The sequence below is a fragment of the Ulvibacter sp. MAR_2010_11 genome (genome assembly GCF_002813135.1).
In the GTDB taxonomy this organism is placed as follows: Bacteria; Bacteroidota; Bacteroidia; order Flavobacteriales; family Flavobacteriaceae; genus Altibacter.
The window spans coordinates 838,019-854,735 of the sequence record NZ_PHTY01000001.1; the positions used below are offsets into that span (position 1 = coordinate 838,019).

Consider the following 16,717-nt stretch of genomic DNA (forward strand, 5'->3'; position numbering starts at 1 on the left):
CAACTATAAGTCACGAAATTATTATTACAGAATTAAAATAATTATGGGAGAGCAAAAACGAAAAGAAGAAGCAAAAAAAGGTTACTTCATTTTTGAAAGAGAAAACTATAAATTCATGCTTATAGGCATTGCATTTATTGCGCTTGGATTTATTTTAATGACAGGGGGTGGTAGTGATGATCCTAACGTTTTCAATCCCGAAATCTACAGCTGGCGACGAATCCGTCTGGCTCCTGCACTCATACTTATTGGTTTTGGTATTGAAGTCTACGCCATTTTACTGAATCCACATAAGAAGAAATAACCTATGGACGCTTGGGAAGCCATTATCCTTGGTATTGTTCAGGGGTTTACCGAATTTTTGCCGGTTTCATCCAGCGGACATCTGGAATTGGGCAAAGCACTTTTAGGAGACACTTCGGTTCCTGAAGAAAGTTTATTGTTTACCGTAGTCCTTCACTTTGCAACAGCCTTGAGTACGGTTGTGGTTTTTAGGAAGGACGTTATTGAATTACTTAGTGGTCTCTTAAAATTTAAATGGAACGAGGAAACACAATTCGTTTTTAAAATAGGCCTTTCCATGATTCCTGCCGTGGTTATTGGATTGCTTTTCGAAGAAGAACTGGAATCCCTTTTTGGCGGAAACATTGCCTTTGTAGGCTGTATGCTTATTGTTACAGCAATCTTGTTATGGATGGCAGACAGAGCCAAGGATACAGACAAGAAAGTCTCTTTTGGGAATGCCGTGATTATTGGTATTTCACAGGCCATTGCTATGCTTCCGGGAATCTCCCGAAGCGGTGCAACTATTTCCACTTCGGTATTGTTAGGTAATGACAAGAGCAAGGCGGCACGCTTCTCCTTTTTAATGGTGGTCCCTTTAATCTTCGGAAAGATCGCCAAAGACATTTTTAGTGGTGAGCTTTCTGCCGAAAGCACTAATTTAACGACACTCGGATTAGGATTTGCTGCTGCTTTTATCTGCGGATTAATAGCCTGTACCTGGATGATTTCTCTGGTGAAGAAAAGCAAATTGCGCTATTTTGCCATTTACTGTATAGTGGTGGGACTCCTTGCAATTGTATTAAGTTTTTACTAATGACGGCTGAAGATTATACCACCGGACAAGTAATTTTAATAGACAAGCCTTTAGAATGGACTTCCTTTCAGGTGGTGAACAAGGTGCGTTGGTTAATTAGACAACAATTCAATTTAAAAAAGATAAAGGTAGGGCATGCCGGAACGCTGGATCCTTTGGCAACAGGTTTATTAATACTTTGCACAGGGAAGTTTACCAAGCAAATAGATACCTATCAGGCGCAGGTAAAGGAATACACCGGAACTTTTACCTTGGGAGCCACTACGCCCAGCTACGATCTGGAAACAGCAATTGATCAAACTTTCGATATTTCGGGGATTACTTCCGAAAAAATTGAAGCCGCCACTCAGCAATTTATTGGCGACATCCAACAACAACCCCCTGTTTTTTCAGCATTAAAAAAAGACGGCAAGCGGTTGTACGAATTTGCCCGAGCAGGTGAAGAGGTGGAAATTCCAACGCGCACCGTAATGATTTCAGAGTTTGAAATCACCAAAATTGATCTTCCACTGGTAAATTTTCGGGTGGTATGCAGCAAAGGAACCTATATTCGGTCACTTGCCAACGACTTCGGAAAGGCATTGGACAACGGCGCGCATCTTTCGGTATTACGACGGACTAAAATAGGGGATTTTTCGGTGGAAAATGCCATCACACCTGAAGCTTTTGAAGCACAATTTACTAGTTAAAATAGACTTAATTTTAAGCACTTTTACCGTTTTTCACCGAAAATTTCGGTACTTGCACCCATGAATTTTAATTATTCATATCGCGCCTTTTTAATTACGTCCCTACTTTTCGGGATTTTGTTTTTAGGAATGTATAGTATTAAGCTCTCCCGGTATACCGAGGAAGCCCAGGAGCAATACGATGTAGAATACGCTTTGGAAGAACTTGATCCTGAGGAGACCAATTTGGCTACTATAGCCACTGAAAAAGTGACTATTGAGACCAATAGAGCCTATAATGAAGCAGAAAAGTTTATTTCGGAACTCGAAGAAAATCGCGATGAGCCCGAAGAAACTACCGAAGAGAAACTGCAAGCCATGAATGAGGCCATCGATAATGCCGGCGCTACTTATGGCTTGGAGCGGGAAAAAGCAAAGGAAAAAATTAAAGAAGCGCAGGAAAAAATAGTAAGTTCTAACAAACAACTGGATAAGATTACTGCGAGCAAGGCAAAAAGCCGGAAAACTACCATAAGCTACAGTCTTGTGGATCGTAAAGCCTTGTATCTCCCAAATCCGGTATATACCTGTGAAGGCTCGGGAAAAGTAGTTATTACTATCGAGGTTAATAATCTAGGGAAGGTTGTAAAAACCGCATATAACAAAAGCGCCTCTACCACTGCCAACGAATGTCTTATAGACAGCGCCTTGGAATACGCCAAGGAAGCCCGTTTTACAACCGATCCAGGAAATACACAACAACTCGGTACCATAAGCTATAATTTTCCGGGGCAACAATAAGTTGTTTTTTTGAATTCTTCCTATCTTTTGGCTATGAAAAAACAACGATGCACGTGGTGTGGGGAAGACCCGCTTTATGTGGCTTATCACGACAACGAATGGGGTGTTCCCGTTTTTGATGATGCTACACTTTTCGAATTTTTAATATTGGAAACCTTTCAGGCCGGGTTAAGCTGGATCACTATTCTCCGGAAACGCGAAAATTTCAGAAAGGCATTCGACAATTTCGATTATAAAAAAATAGCCGCCTACAAACATCCTAAGATTGATAAACTGCTTCAAGATTCCGGGATAATTCGCAATAAATTGAAAATTCATTCTGCAGTTAGCAATGCCGTGGCCTTTATGGAAGTGCAAAAGGAATTTGGAAGTTTTAGTAAGTACATCTGGGGTTTCACGAACGGCAAACCGATTAAGAATAAATTAAACGCCCATTCCGAAATTCCGGCAAACACTCCCTTAAGTGATACCATAAGCAAGGATTTAAAAAAACGCGGATTTAAATTCGTAGGAACTACTGTGGTATACGCCCATATGCAAGCTACCGGTATGGTCAATGACCATCTGGTTAGCTGTTTCCGTTACGAGGAGGTATGATTAATTGGAAACTTCTGCGGTAGAGAGGTACTGATTGGAAGCAATGGCAATATTCAAAGCTTTCAAGGTTTGCTTATACCGAAATTTTAGCGTTTCATCGGTTGGTTTTTCAACCTCGAACAATTGTTCGAACCATTGTTTGGCTTTTAAATGATTGTTCTTAAAATAATAAGCATTCGCCAGTTCCTTGTAAATAAAGGCAGTTCCATAACCTTCTTTTACAACTTGTTCGTACACCACAGTCACATCGACATCGGTGTTGACGTTGGTCTTTTTCTTAGTTTCGGTCTGGGAAATGGCTGTAAAAGAAATACATACCAAGGCAGTGAATATAAGTAGGTTCTTTAGTTTCATAATTTAGGGCGTTAAATTATTGACGGTAAATATGTTATATATTTGAGTGTAATCCAAATAAATTCGATAAAAAGCAGGTTTTTTAAAGGTTAGACATATTTTTAAACAGGAAACAATACCAAATATTGTCCCGACTTCCTTAAAATTGAATTTTCTAAAAAGATTTCCTATAGCTTGATTATTTTCTTGTTTACCCTTCCGAAGTCTCCTTCGAAAGTTACAAACAAGGTTCCTTTCCAATTTGAATTAAGATCTAAATTTATAACGCCGTTTCCATTCTCTATATCGGTCTCGAACAATTGTTGCCCTAATAAATTATGGATAGTCACATGTATGGGACCGCCAATGTTATTCAGTTTAAAAGACACATTCCCGTAGGTGGGGTTTGGATAGGGTGCCGAAATATTATTATGTGCCCATTCGCTTACCGAAAGATTTTCAACATTGATAGTCCAAAAACCATCCGGTGCAACAATAGGCCGTGCCAATACCTTGCCTGAATTTGCTTCCGCCAAAATATAATACTCAATATTGTTGGATGTGATGGAAAGATTTGCGGTCCAATTATCGCCACTTACAAATGTCATCGGCGTTTCATTAAACGTTCCCGAACCTACTTCTCTCCAAAGCACCTTTGCATTGTTCACTCCCGATATATGCTTTATCATAGCATCGATGGCAACGGTGGAATTCTGATTGGCTTCGTCTACCGGTTGATGCACAATCCACAAGGGTTCTTCTACACCAATACTATGTGTGATACAGTGTATAGCACCAAATAAAGCGATTAGGTTTTCACCCGGATTGTCTACATCAATTCCAACGATATTATATCCTGGCATTGCCTCTTGCCATAACGCCAAAGCCGGATCGTCAACCTCCGGTCTGTAGGTAGGAACAATTATAGATTTATTTACAAACACTGCATTAGAATAGGTGCGATAAGAACCGCCGTTATCGGGATATTGTCCCCCGGCACTCGGAGGTGCAGGGATCCATACAATATCGTAGGGTGTGCCAAAAGGTGACTGAAAATTATTCAATACATATTCTATATTTTCCTGAATTTGTGGGCCGTCTGCAACTCCTTCAGGATACTGACTTACCATCAATGTTTCTTCATCCAGGAGTTTGAGGTGCATGTCTATATGGTGAATAGCGTCGTAAGGAAGGGTTTCCATTTTAATAAAATTCTGGATTCCCATATAATCATGCATAATCAAGTCGATATCGGCCTCTGTTTTAGCTGAAACCCCATATGGATTACCGGGAGCGTTTTCGTCTAATATTAGATTTGAAGCAAAGGCATTTCCCATTCCGTCCGACATATAATTTCCACCGGTATTCACCAAATCGTTAGGAGCCGTATCTGTTATATAAATTGGCAATCCCAATAAACTGGCATGTGCCGAAGGCATTACATTATCATTGGGTCTTGGGCGATTATAAATCCAATCGGTCAAAGCCAATTCACCCACATCGTCCGAATAAATAGTGTTCCCGGCATAATCCCGAATCCAAATACTATCCCAGTCTTCATCCATAAAGATTACGTTGGTAAGATCGATACCTCCGGCGGTGAGATAGGAAGATACTGATGCCTCATTTTGAGTGGTAATAATCACCTTACACTCCTCAACACCAACGGCAACAATTTGCCGAAGTATATTCTGAAAATTAGATTCCCAGGTAATTACCAGATATTCTATTTCTTCCCATTCGGCTGCCGCGCGAACCGGACCGGTAGGCGGAGGTGTAAATTGGGAGGAGGTAAACTGAAATTCAGAAATTAATCCCTTTTCGGTATCGGTGAAGCCTTTCGGAAGAACTTCCTTTTGCTGTGAGATAGCCAAAGGTGTGAATAAAACAAAGATAATAACTAAAATCAGGCCGTGGTAAAAACGCTTCATAATAAACACTTTATATTAGATTACGAATATACTTTATTTAAACTATTCTAGGACAATACACTGGGAACTTAACAGTTAAGATAGCTCAAAAACAATTCTCTGGGGATTTCTTCGGCTCCAAAACGTTCTAAATGACCGGTATACACCTGACAATCAATTAAACGATATTCCTTCGATTGTAACAAAGCAACCAAGTAGTAAAATGCTACTTTGGAGGCATCGGAGACATGGCTGAACATGCTCTCTCCACAAAATATTCTTTTATCGGCAAGATCAACGCCGTACAGTCCGCCAACCAATTTAGATTCCTGCCATACTTCTACGGAGATCGCATGACCTAAAGAATGTAATTGTGAATAGGCGGCTATCATTTCGTGAGTGATCCAGGTGCCTTGCTGTCCCTTCCTCTGAACTTTGGAACAATTTGTAATTACCTCTGTAAATTCCTTGTTGAATGTAATACTGAATTGTTTACTGTTTATTGTTTTCTGAAGACTTTTAGACACCTTTAATTTGTGTGGAAATAACACCATTCTGGGGTCGGGGCTCCACCATAAAATAGGGCTGTCTACATCATACCAGGGAAATATCCCCGAGCGGTATGCAAGCAGAAGTCTTTCGGCCGAAACATCTCCTCCCACAGCCAGTAGTCCGTCCTCGGAAGCTTCGGTGACAGAAGGAAATACCATTTCTGAATTAAGAAAATACATTTTACTGCTATTTTTGGTATGTTAAAAGTCGAATTCTTATTTGCCGTTCAAACTTTTTTTACAATCTTTAAATACTTTTTTGATACAGTTAATTAGTCATCATTGTATTCGATTTTTCAAAAAAGTATAACCACTAAACTAACCTCGTTACTATTGTATTTAACAGTATAATATAAACGGGGTTTCTCTTTTAATGTAACCACAGACCCAATAATAATACACTACTTCCGAAACAAAAATTAAAGGTTATAAAGCAATTTTTATTGAGTTTTTACTACACAAATCACAAATTGCTAAAATAAAAAAATCCCACTAGTGGGTGGGATTCATGCTTTTTAGACCTGTAATCGTATTAAAAAGGCAGATCATCGTGATCGTCTTCATTAAGGTCATTGGCAGGTTCGAAGGCATCCTCGGGTGGCATTGGCGGCATATTGGACGATACTGAAGCATCTAAAGCCTCAACTCGCCATCCCTGAATAGAATTAAAATACTTTACCTCTCCTTGAGGATTGGTCCATTCACGGCCTCGTAAATTGATACTTACCTTCACATTTTGTCCTACCTGAAAGCTGTTAAGTAATTCGGTTTTATCCTGCACAAACTCGATCATAATGTCTTGCGGATACTGCTCTTCGGTAGTAACTACCAGCTCTCTCTTTCTGAAACCGTTGCTTCCGAAGGTTTTCGTTTCGTCTATCAGTTTAATCTTTCCTTGTACTTCCATTGTTCTAATTTTATTGACTATTTATTTTTATTCTGAAAATTTTATCTTGCTGTTAGCGTCTGCCAGGCTTCCGTAATTTTTCCATCACATAAAAATGCTTGTGTTTTTTTATGGACTGCTTCCGAAGCATTTATAAAAACAAGGGCTTCAGCAGGTAATTCTTCTACATTGGCGAGCATCCCGAGGTCATTTCCCGTAAGGACTTTACTATTTCTAACTGCTTCCGGCAAGGCATCTACTCCAATTCCTAAGGTGGACAACGGCTTGGGAACTTCAAATAGTCCCGCTTTTGCGCGACTGTACCAATTGCCACCCATTCTTGCAACTGTATCAATTTTGTTGGGGTCTATATGTCCTTCCGCATTTAAAATAGTTTCGTCCAGATGTAAATTAACTACCTCGCAAACTACCAAATTTCCTGCACCGCCATTGTCTCCCAATGCCACCACCTCTAACACTTTGCATTCAAATTGGACGGGAGCTTCTGCAACCCTGGGCGGTTTCACAATTTCCGAAGCAATTTCAGTAAAACCTGCCTTTACAAATTCGTTTACGCCTTTGGCATATTCGGTGGAAGCCAGCGACATTTGCTGAACCATACTGTAATTTACAATATTAATTACCACCTCCTTAGTTTCCAAAACATTTTCTAAGGTGTGTTTTGTAGTATTGTTCCGTACCCTTCTCGCCGGAGAAAAAACCATAATTGGCGGATTGGCACTAAAAACATTGAAAAAACTAAAAGGCGATAAATTTACATTGCCTTCGGCATCAATAGTGCTTGCAAAACAAATAGGCCGGGGCGAAACAGCACCTAAAAGGTAGCCGTGTAATTTTCCGGTGCTAATGTCTTGTGGCTTAATTGAAATCATTGCTTGCAAATGTACCCAAAGTATAGAGTTTCTAAAAATTTGATTGTACAATAATATTAACATATTTCGTTTATATTTATACCCCTTTGTGGAGGCCGCAACTTATAAAAGGAACTGCTTTTTGGTTGGGCCGGTTAATTACAGCTAAGGATTTTACAAGATGGCCTCGCATGCAAAATAAGAATGTACTTACCCGCTGGTTTTTTATAGTCGTATCGGTCTTTATCATTAGTTTGATTTTGTGGAATACCTATGTTTTTTTCAACCGACTTAAGGAAAATGAACGTGCGAAAATGCAAGTTTGGGCTTCTGCACAGGAAGAATTTCAAAAGGTCGGGTTGGGTCAGGGTCAAATTAACAATCTGGTGCTGGAAGTATTGCAGAGTAACACCACAACGCCCATGATTGTGTATACGCACCGGGAAGATTCGTATAACGATGTGCGAAATATGGTTGAAAAGGAAAAAGACCCTGCAAAATTACGGGAAAGCAGGAAGGCGCTCACCAAGGTATTTGCTTCCGAAAATAAACCCATTGAAGTAACGTATAAAGGAGAAGTGCTTCAGACGATTTACTACGGAAATTCCCCCACCATCAATAAGTTGAAATACTATCCTGCTGTTTTAATTTTAATCATTCTGCTTTTCTTTGTCGCCTTGTATTTCTTTTATCAAACGTCGAAATCGGCCGAGCAGAATCGACTTTGGGCCGGGATGGCGAAAGAAACGGCGCATCAAATTGGCACTCCCTTGTCTTCGTTAGTAGGCTGGACCGAAATTTTAAAAACCGAAAATATCAATCCGGAGTATGTGGTTGAAATAGAGAAGGACGTAGATCGTCTTCGCACCATAACGGAACGTTTTTCGAAAATTGGCTCAATTCCGAAGTTAGAAAGGAAAGATTTGGTTGCCGAAACTCGCACAACGTTTGATTACCTGAAGCGTAGAAGTTCGAAACTTATCGAATTTGAACTGGAAGTATTGGACGAGCCGATGTACGTCGCGTTAAATCCGCAGTTATACAGCTGGACCATTGAAAATCTGGTTAAAAACGCCATCGATGCGATGAGAGGGAAAGGGAAAATTTTGGTCACTATTGAAAGCAGCTCAAAATATGCGTTGGTACGAGTAGCCGATAGCGGAAAAGGAATTCCGAAAAAGAATTTTTCGAAAATATTTCAACCGGGATTTACCACAAAAAGCCGTGGCTGGGGATTGGGACTTTCCTTGGTAAAGCGAATAGTTGAAGAATACCACGACGGCAAGATTCGTGTTTTAAAAAGCTCTCGTGAAGAAGGTACAATAATGGAAATTTCATTCCGTTTGTATTCGTAGCATGAACGTTACAAATCATATTTTACATAGAGCCCGCCTCACAAATAATTGTCCCGAATGCTTTGCAACCGACGGATTGGAAATTACATTCTCTCAGGAAGAACACGATACAAAATACTATACCAAAGCTTCCCCGAGCATTGCGGAAACCCTATATTGCCATACCTGTAAAACGACTATCTATCCTGTAAGCTGGACCGACGATATTGAGCGAGTATATCAATACAACAAGAAATTGGTTGTTGAAAAAAAGGCGGGAATTAGGCTTAAAATGCTAACCTATATACTTATTGCCGTAGTTATTACTCTTATTATTACACTTGTAGTGTTATTGTTAAGCAATTAAGAAATATTTCCTTTAATTTTTTTAGCCAGTTTAGAAAACGCCTTCGGGTCCATTTCAATCTTGGATGTAAAAGTCATCTCTTTCATATCATTCAAAGGAATAAGATGTACATGTACATGAGGTACTTCCAGGCCAATTACCGCCATCCCTACGCGTTTACAAGCAACGGTTTTTTCTAAGGCAATAGCAACTTTACGAGAAAACTGCATTAGTTGTAAGTACATATGCTCCCCCATGTCGAAAATTTTATCTTCTTCTTCTTTGGGGACACAAAGTGTATGTCCTTTTGCATTGGGATTAATATCCAAAAACGCAATAAAGTTCTCGTCCTCTGCTACTTTGTAGCAAGGAATTTCTCCATTAATTATCTTTGTAAAGATCGACGCCATGATTAGTTTCTGGAAATTTCTAAAATTTCGAACTTCATTACCCCGTTAGGGACTTGTATTTCGGCAATATCACCTACTTTCTTCCCCAGCAGTCCTTTCCCTATGGGGGAATCTACCGATATCTTGCCGGTTTTCAAATCGGCTTCACTTTGCGCCACCAATTTATACATCATTTCGGTGCCGTTGCTTATATTCTTAATCTTAACATTGGAATGCACCAATACTTTCGAGGTGTCGAGTTGTGATTCGTCAATAAGTCTCGCATTGGCAACAGTTTCTTCCATTTTCGAAATTCTCATCTCCAACATACCCTGCGCTTCTTTGGCCGCATCATACTCGGCATTCTCGCTTAAATCGCCTTTGTCACGTGCCTCAGCGATAGCCTGAGAGGCTTTGGGTCGTTCGATATCACGTAGTTGATCCAGCTCATCTCTCAATTTTTTAAGTCCTTCTGCAGTGTAATAAGATACTTTACTCATAACTTCATCGTTTGTATAAAAAATAATCTCGCTATCTATTCATAAAGATTCCCGCCTTTTGTGTATCCTGTGTCTGCCAAGCGGCAGGCAGACGATAGTTGGTTGGCAGGAATTAAAAAAATCCCATAGGTAACGGGATTTCGTATCACAAATATACTAAAAATTTAATTTTGGGCATTTTATTGTACTTTCGCCACACAATTTTTTTATCTATGAAAATAAGTTTATTCATAATTACGCTTTTACTGGTTGTATCCTGTAAAAAGGATGATGGAGTGAGAAACGACAACCCGTATTTGATTGATCCCCTCGTAAGTTTAAATCTGAATTTAAATCTGCCCGAATACAATCCTTTAAATTTTCCCGGGAATAGCATTATTATTAATTCACAAGGAATTAGAGGTATTGTAGTTTACAATGTAAATAACGACTTATACACAGCCTTTGAGCTAAGCGATCCAAACCATACGCCCAGTAACTGCTCCAAAATGACGGTTGAGGGGATTATTGCCACCTGCCCTTGTAATGATGATAATTCGTACGATATTGTTACGGGACAGCACCAAACCAATGAAAATCGCTATCCTATGTTACAATATCTCGCTAACAGAACGGGGAATAATATTCAAATTTCAAACTAAAATTTCACGGTTGCTCCCAATAAAAAATTGGTTGTTGCCTGCGGATAATATCCGGTACCTTCAACAGTAGTAATAGTTCCCGGATCACTGAAATCGTCATCGTAGGTATAAAAATACCCGTTGGAAACATACTTTACATTAAAAATATTATTTACCAATCCCGAAAAGACAATTGATTCCAAATAAGGAATCCGATTCAAAGTATAATTAACACTAAGATCGTTGATAAAGAAGCTATCCAGTTTGGATACTTCACTATCAATGTTTCCCATAAACTGTTCCCCGACAAATTTCGACAAAAACCCTAATTCAAGATTCTTTACAGGTGTATATGCTATCATATTTCCTGCAATAAATTGTGGTGAAAACGAAATATCTGTATTCCCTAAATTTACCAATTCGCCATCTCTTGATGTTATAAAATCTTTGTTCTTGTTGGTGCTAATCGCAATATTAGGTCGTATTTGCAGATTCGGTAAAACTGAAACAGAAGCATCAATTTCAAGTCCTACTCTATAACTTTTTCCGCTGGTTGCTCTAATGGGTGCTCCTACATCATCCAAAGCCCCCGTAAGCACTAATTGGTCTGTATAATCCATATAAAACAAATTACTGTTCACGGTGGTATTTTCTGAGACATATCGCCATCCCAATTCGAAATCGTCTAATTTTTCAGGGGTAAAAATACCTTGTTCAAAATCACTTCTTCGCGGTTCCCGATGCGCCTTTCCGTAAGAAGCATACAACTGATTTTTGATGTTCACCTGGTACGAAACGCCTGCCTTCGGATTAAAAAATTGATAACTTTCATCTACTTCCAACGGCAACTTATCGGAAGTGAGTCCGGACGTTTCATACGTTATAAATCGACCCTGCAAATCGGCAAAAACACTCCATTGGTCATCGAGGCGCCAGGTGGCTTTCGAAAAAATGCTAATTTCATTTTTGTCTCCGGTTCCAAAGTAGTACCGGTCTCTAATCTCACTATCGCTTGCAAAGCGAGCCCAAATTACCTCGCCAAAATGATCGCCCATATATTTGCTGAAAAAAGCCCCTGTTGTGATATCTACTTGGTTGTCCCTATAATTTACATTCGCATTTATGGCGTAAAAATCATTGTCCAACCATCTTCGCCGAATCAAATCGGTTGTTTCAATGGTCTCTCCATTTATCACGATGGGTTCAAAATTGTAATACTCAAAGGGTTCGTCTTCCTTATACTGTTCAAAATAACCTTTTCCATAGGTGTAATTTATCGCCAGATTGCTGCTCCAGTTATTATTAAAGCGTTGGTTCCATAACAACTGATAATGATCCTGAGCATAATTGTCTACTTCATTGTTGTAAAACTGAACAATTCCTTCAGCATCGGTGTACATTCCTGAAGGATTAAATGTTCTGTCATTTACGAGTGTTTCGGCATCTATTCCGTTCCACGCCTGATAGGTTTCTTCTCTTCCACCAAAAGTAATCGCTTTAATAAGTGTGTTATGGTCTTTGAACGCTGCCTGTAGGAAATAGGATTTAAGATCGGATCTCGCTCTGTCTATATAGCCGTCAGACTTGATAGTAGACAATCTTCCGGCAATTTCTATGTGTTCCTTGAGCAAACCGGTACTAAATTTTACTGTATGCTTTCGGGTATTATACGATCCGAAGGAATTTGCAAATTCACCCTGTGCCGTTTCTGAAACTGCATCGGTTAGCATATTCAAGCTGGCTCCAAAGGCTCCGGACCCATTGGTGGAAGTTCCAACGCCTCGCTGCAATTGTAAATTTTGAACCGAAGAGGTAAAATCGGGGAGATTTACAAAAAAGCTCCCCTGACTTTCGGCGTCGTTAAAAGGAATTCCGTTAAGGGTAACATTAACACGAGAACCGTCACTCCCCCGCACTCTAATATAGGTATACCCTACACCCGCTCCGGCATCACTGGTAGTTACCACCGAAGGTAAATAATTGAGCAAATAAGGAATATCCTGCCCCAAATTACGCTTTTCCAGTTCCTCCTTTTCAAGATTGGAATGTGTAATGGGTGAATCGGCTGCCACTCGAACCGATTTGACAATTACCTCCTCAAGGCTTTCTACTTTGGTGGAATCGACTACTACACTTTGTGCAACTAGTTGTGAACCGATTGAAAAAATAAGGCAAGAAAAAATGAAATGTTTCATTCGTAATAAATAGGTTACGAATAAAAGGGGTAATTATTCTTTGTTAGTTATAGTTCATAAAAAAACCTATTAAATCCACATAGGAAATAATAGGGTTATACGCTATGGACAACTTAGTGTCCAAATCCCTTGGCAGCATTACCCGCCCAGGTTCATTGGGTATAATCTCAGCCAATTGTTTTTACTTTTAAAGTTTCAAAACCAATTAGCACCCCTTTGAGATGTAGGGCAAAGATAATTAATTAGTCAATCTTTGGCGGTTTGCGATTAGTTTTTTTTAAAGCCTGTGTCTTTTTGGCCTGCAGTCGGCGTTCGATGACATTCCGTGAAGGTTTTGTCTTCTTTCGGGGTTTGGAAACCTTCAGACTATCTTTCAGCAAGGTTAACATGCGCTCCAAAACGATTGCCTTATTTCGAAACTGACTACGGGTTTCGCCGCATTGCAGGGTTAGCACACCTTCCGAAGAAATTCTGGAAGCTAATTTTTTCTTTAGTCTTTCTTTTTCGATGTCGCTTAACGCTTCCGAAGCGTCAATATAAAAACTTATTTCAACTTTGGTGGCGGTTTTATTTACATGCTGTCCGCCCGGGCCACTACTGCGGACCGCCTTGTATTGAAACTCTCTGTTAAGTAATTCGGCATTCATTATGCGTTGGGACGATGTTCCTTTTGTAAAAGATCGTTTACAGTTTTTACTGGATTAAAAGTGGCGATAGGTACTTCGACGAGAGCGGTATTCCAATTGGCCATGCCGCCGTTCCACAAACCGGGAAGTTCAAGTGCTTTAAGATGTTTTCCGTTTTGAGATTTTTCTGAAATAAATCCTGCCTTCGGATTGGTAAATTTGGTAAGGTTGAATTTGTCTCCATTATAATCGCGAACCCCACACACTATGTCCACAGGATTAAAATGAGTCGCTTCAGCAACGATGCTCCCTTGACGAGAATCGTTCATATCTATCTGCGCTGTTTCCACAATCTGTAAGGTGATATTGCCGGTTTCGCTCTTTACCCAAAATGGGCCGCCTCCGGGAGCGCCTGTATTTTTTACTACCCCGCACACGCGAATGGGTCTGTTAAGAATGTATTTTAATTCTCCGGCGCTTTCGGGAATATCTTTTATACTTAATTCATTCCATAAGAACGACTTGATTTCATTCAACGTTACTGCACTAATTTCTTCATTATCGAGCTGTCGTAAATGCGCAAAAACCTTTTGTTGAAGCCAAAGTAATTTTCCTGCCAGCAATTTTTTATAGGCGGTAATTTGTTCCACATATTCTTCCGCCACCACATTGTCGATATTCTTTATGAATATAATATCCGCGTCTATTTCATTCAGGTTTTCAAGTAAAGCACCATGTCCCGAAGGTCTGAATACCAAGTTGTTTTCCTCGTCTCTAAAAGGTTTGTTTTCGGGGGTCACGGCTATGGTATCGGTTTCTTTTTTCTGAAACGAATAGGATATATTGAAGTTTGTTTTCGTTTTTCTACTAACCCGCTTCTGCACATCATTAAATTTATTCTTAAAATGAGGAACATGATCTTCCGAAAATGTAAAATGTAAAAAGGCTTCGTCTTTTACCGAAGCATAAAATGCGGCCTCATACAATTGTTCTTCGAAGGCTGTGGTTGCATATTTGGAGTATTTATGAAAAGGAACAAGTCCTTTGGGAAGATTGCTATAATTCAATCCTCTTTCCTCTAACATTGTTTTTACAAAATAATACCAACGTGTCCCCTTGGTACAGTGTTTATAATCGGGGTAATTAATTCGTATTTTTTTTCGAACGTCATTTACAAAGGCAAAATCTTTAAGCGAGCTGAAGAAGCGCTCTAATTCTCGCCGATCACCGTTTTTAATGAATTTGTTGACTTTTTCGATTTCAGGATTGTACTCTTCCAAAAATTGATGCAAAAACTGAAACATTCGTGTAGCAGCACCCGAAGCAGGTACGAATTTTACAACTTCCAGTTTATTCTTCTTCTTTTCATACAATTCGATTAGTTTCTCGCCACTCTTTTCGGGAATGACTTCAATTCCGTTTCCCACCGAAGCTGCGGTAATAACTTGTATATATGGAATTCCACGTGCAAATGTCTCAAGTTGTTTAACGATACTATCAACAGACAAGCCATGATTTTCAATTTGTTGAAGGTCTTTTTTAGTGAGCATCAAGTCTTCTGCTTAAGTAATTTTCGAATTTGGTGAATGGCACTATGTAATCGTTCAGAATGTGAGCCTTTCAATGTAAAATAGGGCACCCCTAAACGCTTTAATTCTGCTTCAAAAATACAAAATAGCTCAGACCTGTCATCGGGTCTATCGCGTAAATTATCAAAAACCCAGGGGGTGTCTATATAGGTAAGAAAGTAGAAATGGTAGATGTTATCGAGGGCAGCGTTTTTAATTTCAGGAGGGCAATATCCATCGTAATAATATTCAGAATACACTTTGATTTCCAACAAGTTAGTGTCACAAAATAATACCTGATTTACCTTTCTTGTTGCTTCATTTTCAGCGTTCATCTGACCTATGGCAATGGGTACAAGGTCTTCCTTTGTGCATTTTTCTTTTGTATCGCTCCATTTTTTCTCCAAATATTCCCGCATATATTCGGGCACCCATTGTGTATTAAAGGTTGCTGCCAAGTCTTTGGCTAGCGTTGTTTTACCCGTAGATTCGGGACCAAACAATACAATTTTTACGCAGTCTGAAGTTTGTTGTGCAGGTATTTTTTCCATTCAATATAACCGAATATCGCAATAACGGTAAAGATAAAGTATTGAATACTCGTAAAAGTAAAACCTTTGTAAAAATACAAAGGCACCGAAATGAGATCCCCAATAATCCAGTAAATCCAATTTTCAATTTTCCGTTTTGCCATAAGCCACATTCCTACAAAAAAGATGGCAGTAGTAAGGGTGTCTACATAGGCAGTCCAGTGATTCCATTTATCGAACACCTTATACACAATAAAAACAAATAGCAGTGTCGCCACAAATATAAATACCGAATAGGTCTTCTCTTTTTTTGTGGTTGTGGTAATTGGTGTAAAATGTGTGGGATCCACTTTTCGGGTCCAGATGTACCATCCGTAAACACTCATGATAAAATAATAGGCATTGATAAGCATATCGCCTAATAAAGACCACTTTAATAATAGGTAGACAAAAATAACCGTACTGATCATTCCGGTAGGAAACACCCAGATTTTATTCGCTTTAGAAAACCAAACCGATAAAAATCCGAAGAATATGGCAATGATTTCAAGCACAATATCTAAGGTTTCATATCCCCTGTATTGCCCAAAAAGAGTCTCAAAAATGTGGTTCATAATCGCTTCGATTCGATTTTACAATTTTTATATACAACAAACCTCTTTCAACAGCTTCCAGAGCTATTTTCATTTCTTTTTGAAGCACCGCCATTACTGTATCGTACTCTCCATACACCTGTGTGCTAAGCGGGTTTTCCAATATTGTTAATCCCGAAGCTCTCAAAGCCTTGATAAAGTTTATGATTGCAGGTTCGTAATCGTCTTGCAATGGTGTTAATGTAAGTTCTACTGAAATATTCATAATTACTATCTTTAATTAGGTCTCGCCTGCGCTC

At 39.3% G+C, this 16,717-nt stretch carries 21 protein-coding genes and 1 riboswitch; of the genes, 8 read left to right on the forward strand and 13 right to left on the reverse strand.

Translation table 11 applies throughout. From position 1 onward, the window contains the following. Positions 1-43 precede the first annotated feature (43 nt). The 5 genes from ATE92_RS04000 to ATE92_RS04020 are packed head-to-tail and all read left to right on the forward strand — an operon-like array spanning position 44 to position 3,165. Complete coding sequence (locus ATE92_RS04000) at positions 44-304, forward strand: DUF3098 domain-containing protein (protein ID WP_100802469.1); 261 nt, start codon at positions 44-46, stop codon at positions 302-304. A 3-nt stretch (positions 305-307) separates the two neighbouring features. Continuing rightward, positions 308-1,099 carry an undecaprenyl-diphosphate phosphatase gene (locus ATE92_RS04005; RefSeq protein WP_100802470.1) on the forward strand — a complete coding sequence of 264 codons (792 nt, stop codon included), beginning with the start codon at positions 308-310 and terminating at the stop codon, positions 1,097-1,099. After that, positions 1,099-1,788, forward strand: coding sequence for a tRNA pseudouridine(55) synthase TruB (gene truB, locus ATE92_RS04010; RefSeq protein WP_100802471.1), 690 nt, complete (start codon positions 1,099-1,101; stop codon positions 1,786-1,788). Before ATE92_RS04005 ends, truB begins: the two co-directional genes overlap by 1 nt. 60 nt (positions 1,789-1,848) lie before the next feature. Beyond that, positions 1,849-2,568, forward strand: a complete 720-nt coding sequence (locus ATE92_RS04015; protein WP_100802472.1) for a hypothetical protein — start codon at positions 1,849-1,851, stop codon at positions 2,566-2,568. A 33-nt stretch (positions 2,569-2,601) separates the two neighbouring features. Then, positions 2,602-3,165 carry a DNA-3-methyladenine glycosylase I gene (locus ATE92_RS04020; protein ID WP_100802473.1) on the forward strand — a complete coding sequence of 188 codons (564 nt, stop codon included), beginning with the start codon at positions 2,602-2,604 and terminating at the stop codon, positions 3,163-3,165. Here the strand turns inward: ATE92_RS04020 and ATE92_RS04025 are convergent, their stop codons facing one another. From ATE92_RS04025 to ATE92_RS04045, 5 genes are all read right to left on the reverse strand, one after another. Then, positions 3,166-3,519, reverse strand: a complete 354-nt coding sequence (locus ATE92_RS04025; RefSeq protein WP_100802474.1) for a hypothetical protein — start codon at positions 3,517-3,519, stop codon at positions 3,166-3,168. 167 nt (positions 3,520-3,686) lie between these two features. Continuing rightward, a complete protein-coding gene (locus ATE92_RS04030) occupies positions 3,687-5,429 on the reverse strand; it encodes an agmatine deiminase family protein (RefSeq protein ID WP_100802475.1) in 1,743 nt (580 codons plus the stop codon). A gap of 68 nt (positions 5,430-5,497) precedes the next feature. Then, positions 5,498-6,139 (reverse strand): leucyl/phenylalanyl-tRNA--protein transferase, encoded by a 642-nt coding sequence (gene aat / locus ATE92_RS04035; RefSeq protein ID WP_100802476.1) that lies wholly within the window; start codon positions 6,137-6,139, stop codon positions 5,498-5,500. A 352-nt stretch (positions 6,140-6,491) separates the two neighbouring features. Then, positions 6,492-6,866: a DUF3127 domain-containing protein gene (locus tag ATE92_RS04040; RefSeq protein ID WP_100802477.1), complete on the reverse strand. Its 375-nt coding sequence runs from the start codon at positions 6,864-6,866 to the stop codon at positions 6,492-6,494. Between the two features lie 41 nt (positions 6,867-6,907). After that, a complete protein-coding gene (locus tag ATE92_RS04045; RefSeq protein ID WP_100802478.1) occupies positions 6,908-7,738 on the reverse strand; it encodes a flavin reductase family protein in 831 nt (276 codons plus the stop codon). A 170-nt stretch (positions 7,739-7,908) separates the two neighbouring features. Between ATE92_RS04045 and ATE92_RS04050 the strand changes: the two genes are divergently transcribed. Together ATE92_RS04050 and ATE92_RS04055 are read left to right on the forward strand one after the other, a co-directional pair. Beyond that, positions 7,909-9,072, forward strand: a complete 1,164-nt coding sequence (locus ATE92_RS04050; protein WP_100802479.1) for a PAS domain-containing sensor histidine kinase — start codon at positions 7,909-7,911, stop codon at positions 9,070-9,072. A gap of 1 nt (position 9,073) precedes the next feature. Next, positions 9,074-9,418 (forward strand): hypothetical protein, encoded by a 345-nt coding sequence (locus tag ATE92_RS04055; protein ID WP_100802480.1) that lies wholly within the window; start codon positions 9,074-9,076, stop codon positions 9,416-9,418. On the opposite strand, the gene ATE92_RS04060 is transcribed toward ATE92_RS04055, so the two are convergent. Further along, positions 9,415-9,807 carry an HIT family protein gene (locus tag ATE92_RS04060; RefSeq protein WP_100802481.1) on the reverse strand — a complete coding sequence of 131 codons (393 nt, stop codon included), beginning with the start codon at positions 9,805-9,807 and terminating at the stop codon, positions 9,415-9,417. The two genes, ATE92_RS04055 and ATE92_RS04060, sit on opposite strands and share 4 nt — an antisense overlap. Positions 9,808-9,809: 2 nt before the next feature. After that, positions 9,810-10,286 (reverse strand): transcription elongation factor GreA, encoded by a 477-nt coding sequence (greA, locus tag ATE92_RS04065; protein ID WP_100802482.1) that lies wholly within the window; start codon positions 10,284-10,286, stop codon positions 9,810-9,812. A gap of 212 nt (positions 10,287-10,498) precedes the next feature. On the opposite strand from greA, the gene ATE92_RS04070 reads away from it, so the two are divergent. After that, positions 10,499-10,927, forward strand: a complete 429-nt coding sequence (locus ATE92_RS04070; protein WP_100802483.1) for a hypothetical protein — start codon at positions 10,499-10,501, stop codon at positions 10,925-10,927. On the opposite strand, the gene ATE92_RS04075 is transcribed toward ATE92_RS04070, so the two are convergent. From ATE92_RS04075 to ATE92_RS04100, 6 genes are all read right to left on the reverse strand, one after another. Beyond that, entirely contained in the window at positions 10,924-13,101 is a 2,178-nt protein-coding gene (locus ATE92_RS04075) for a TonB-dependent receptor (protein ID WP_100802484.1), read from the reverse strand. The two genes, ATE92_RS04070 and ATE92_RS04075, sit on opposite strands and share 4 nt — an antisense overlap. A gap of 108 nt (positions 13,102-13,209) precedes the next feature. Continuing rightward, positions 13,210-13,327: riboswitch (TPP riboswitch) on the reverse strand. A 16-nt stretch (positions 13,328-13,343) separates the two neighbouring features. Continuing rightward, positions 13,344-13,748, reverse strand: coding sequence for an alternative ribosome rescue aminoacyl-tRNA hydrolase ArfB (gene arfB / locus ATE92_RS04080; protein WP_100802485.1), 405 nt, complete (start codon positions 13,746-13,748; stop codon positions 13,344-13,346). Next, entirely contained in the window at positions 13,748-15,277 is a 1,530-nt protein-coding gene (locus ATE92_RS04085; protein WP_100802486.1) for a DUF4301 family protein, read from the reverse strand. Before ATE92_RS04085 ends, arfB begins: the two co-directional genes overlap by 1 nt. Continuing rightward, a complete protein-coding gene (locus ATE92_RS04090) occupies positions 15,277-15,846 on the reverse strand; it encodes an AAA family ATPase (RefSeq protein ID WP_100802487.1) in 570 nt (189 codons plus the stop codon). The genes ATE92_RS04085 and ATE92_RS04090 overlap by 1 nt, the downstream gene beginning before the upstream one ends. Next, positions 15,807-16,439, reverse strand: coding sequence for a nicotinamide riboside transporter PnuC (gene pnuC, locus ATE92_RS04095; RefSeq protein ID WP_100802488.1), 633 nt, complete (start codon positions 16,437-16,439; stop codon positions 15,807-15,809). The genes ATE92_RS04090 and pnuC overlap by 40 nt, the downstream gene beginning before the upstream one ends. Then, the gene (locus tag ATE92_RS04100; protein ID WP_100802489.1) at positions 16,423-16,683 is read right to left on the reverse strand and encodes a thiamine-binding protein; all 261 of its coding nucleotides are present in this window, start codon (positions 16,681-16,683) and stop codon (positions 16,423-16,425) included. The genes pnuC and ATE92_RS04100 overlap by 17 nt, the downstream gene beginning before the upstream one ends. Between the last annotated feature and the right edge of the window lie 34 nt (positions 16,684-16,717).

What these genes read in the sequence shown, in the direction of transcription:
- ATE92_RS04000 (WP_100802469.1), top strand. Translation starts at nt 44, where the DNA reads ATGGGAGAGCAAAAACGAAAAGAAGAAGCAAAAAAAGGTTACTTCATT.
- ATE92_RS04005 (WP_100802470.1), top strand. Translation starts at nt 308, where the DNA reads ATGGACGCTTGGGAAGCCATTATCCTTGGTATTGTTCAGGGGTTTACC.
- truB (WP_100802471.1), top strand. Translation starts at nt 1,099, where the DNA reads ATGACGGCTGAAGATTATACCACCGGACAAGTAATTTTAATAGACAAG.
- ATE92_RS04015 (WP_100802472.1), top strand. Translation starts at nt 1,849, where the DNA reads ATGAATTTTAATTATTCATATCGCGCCTTTTTAATTACGTCCCTACTT.
- ATE92_RS04020 (WP_100802473.1), top strand. Translation starts at nt 2,602, where the DNA reads ATGAAAAAACAACGATGCACGTGGTGTGGGGAAGACCCGCTTTATGTG.
- ATE92_RS04025 (WP_100802474.1), bottom strand. Translation starts at nt 3,519, where the DNA reads ATGAAACTAAAGAACCTACTTATATTCACTGCCTTGGTATGTATTTCT.
- ATE92_RS04030 (WP_100802475.1), bottom strand. Translation starts at nt 5,429, where the DNA reads ATGAAGCGTTTTTACCACGGCCTGATTTTAGTTATTATCTTTGTTTTA.
- aat (WP_100802476.1), bottom strand. Translation starts at nt 6,139, where the DNA reads ATGTATTTTCTTAATTCAGAAATGGTATTTCCTTCTGTCACCGAAGCT.
- ATE92_RS04040 (WP_100802477.1), bottom strand. Translation starts at nt 6,866, where the DNA reads ATGGAAGTACAAGGAAAGATTAAACTGATAGACGAAACGAAAACCTTC.
- ATE92_RS04045 (WP_100802478.1), bottom strand. Translation starts at nt 7,738, where the DNA reads ATGATTTCAATTAAGCCACAAGACATTAGCACCGGAAAATTACACGGC.
- ATE92_RS04050 (WP_100802479.1), top strand. Translation starts at nt 7,909, where the DNA reads ATGCAAAATAAGAATGTACTTACCCGCTGGTTTTTTATAGTCGTATCG.
- ATE92_RS04055 (WP_100802480.1), top strand. Translation starts at nt 9,074, where the DNA reads ATGAACGTTACAAATCATATTTTACATAGAGCCCGCCTCACAAATAAT.
- ATE92_RS04060 (WP_100802481.1), bottom strand. Translation starts at nt 9,807, where the DNA reads ATGGCGTCGATCTTTACAAAGATAATTAATGGAGAAATTCCTTGCTAC.
- greA (WP_100802482.1), bottom strand. Translation starts at nt 10,286, where the DNA reads ATGAGTAAAGTATCTTATTACACTGCAGAAGGACTTAAAAAATTGAGA.
- ATE92_RS04070 (WP_100802483.1), top strand. Translation starts at nt 10,499, where the DNA reads ATGAAAATAAGTTTATTCATAATTACGCTTTTACTGGTTGTATCCTGT.
- ATE92_RS04075 (WP_100802484.1), bottom strand. Translation starts at nt 13,101, where the DNA reads ATGAAACATTTCATTTTTTCTTGCCTTATTTTTTCAATCGGTTCACAA.
- arfB (WP_100802485.1), bottom strand. Translation starts at nt 13,748, where the DNA reads ATGAATGCCGAATTACTTAACAGAGAGTTTCAATACAAGGCGGTCCGC.
- ATE92_RS04085 (WP_100802486.1), bottom strand. Translation starts at nt 15,277, where the DNA reads ATGCTCACTAAAAAAGACCTTCAACAAATTGAAAATCATGGCTTGTCT.
- ATE92_RS04090 (WP_100802487.1), bottom strand. Translation starts at nt 15,846, where the DNA reads ATGGAAAAAATACCTGCACAACAAACTTCAGACTGCGTAAAAATTGTA.
- pnuC (WP_100802488.1), bottom strand. Translation starts at nt 16,439, where the DNA reads ATGAACCACATTTTTGAGACTCTTTTTGGGCAATACAGGGGATATGAA.
- ATE92_RS04100 (WP_100802489.1), bottom strand. Translation starts at nt 16,683, where the DNA reads ATGAATATTTCAGTAGAACTTACATTAACACCATTGCAAGACGATTAC.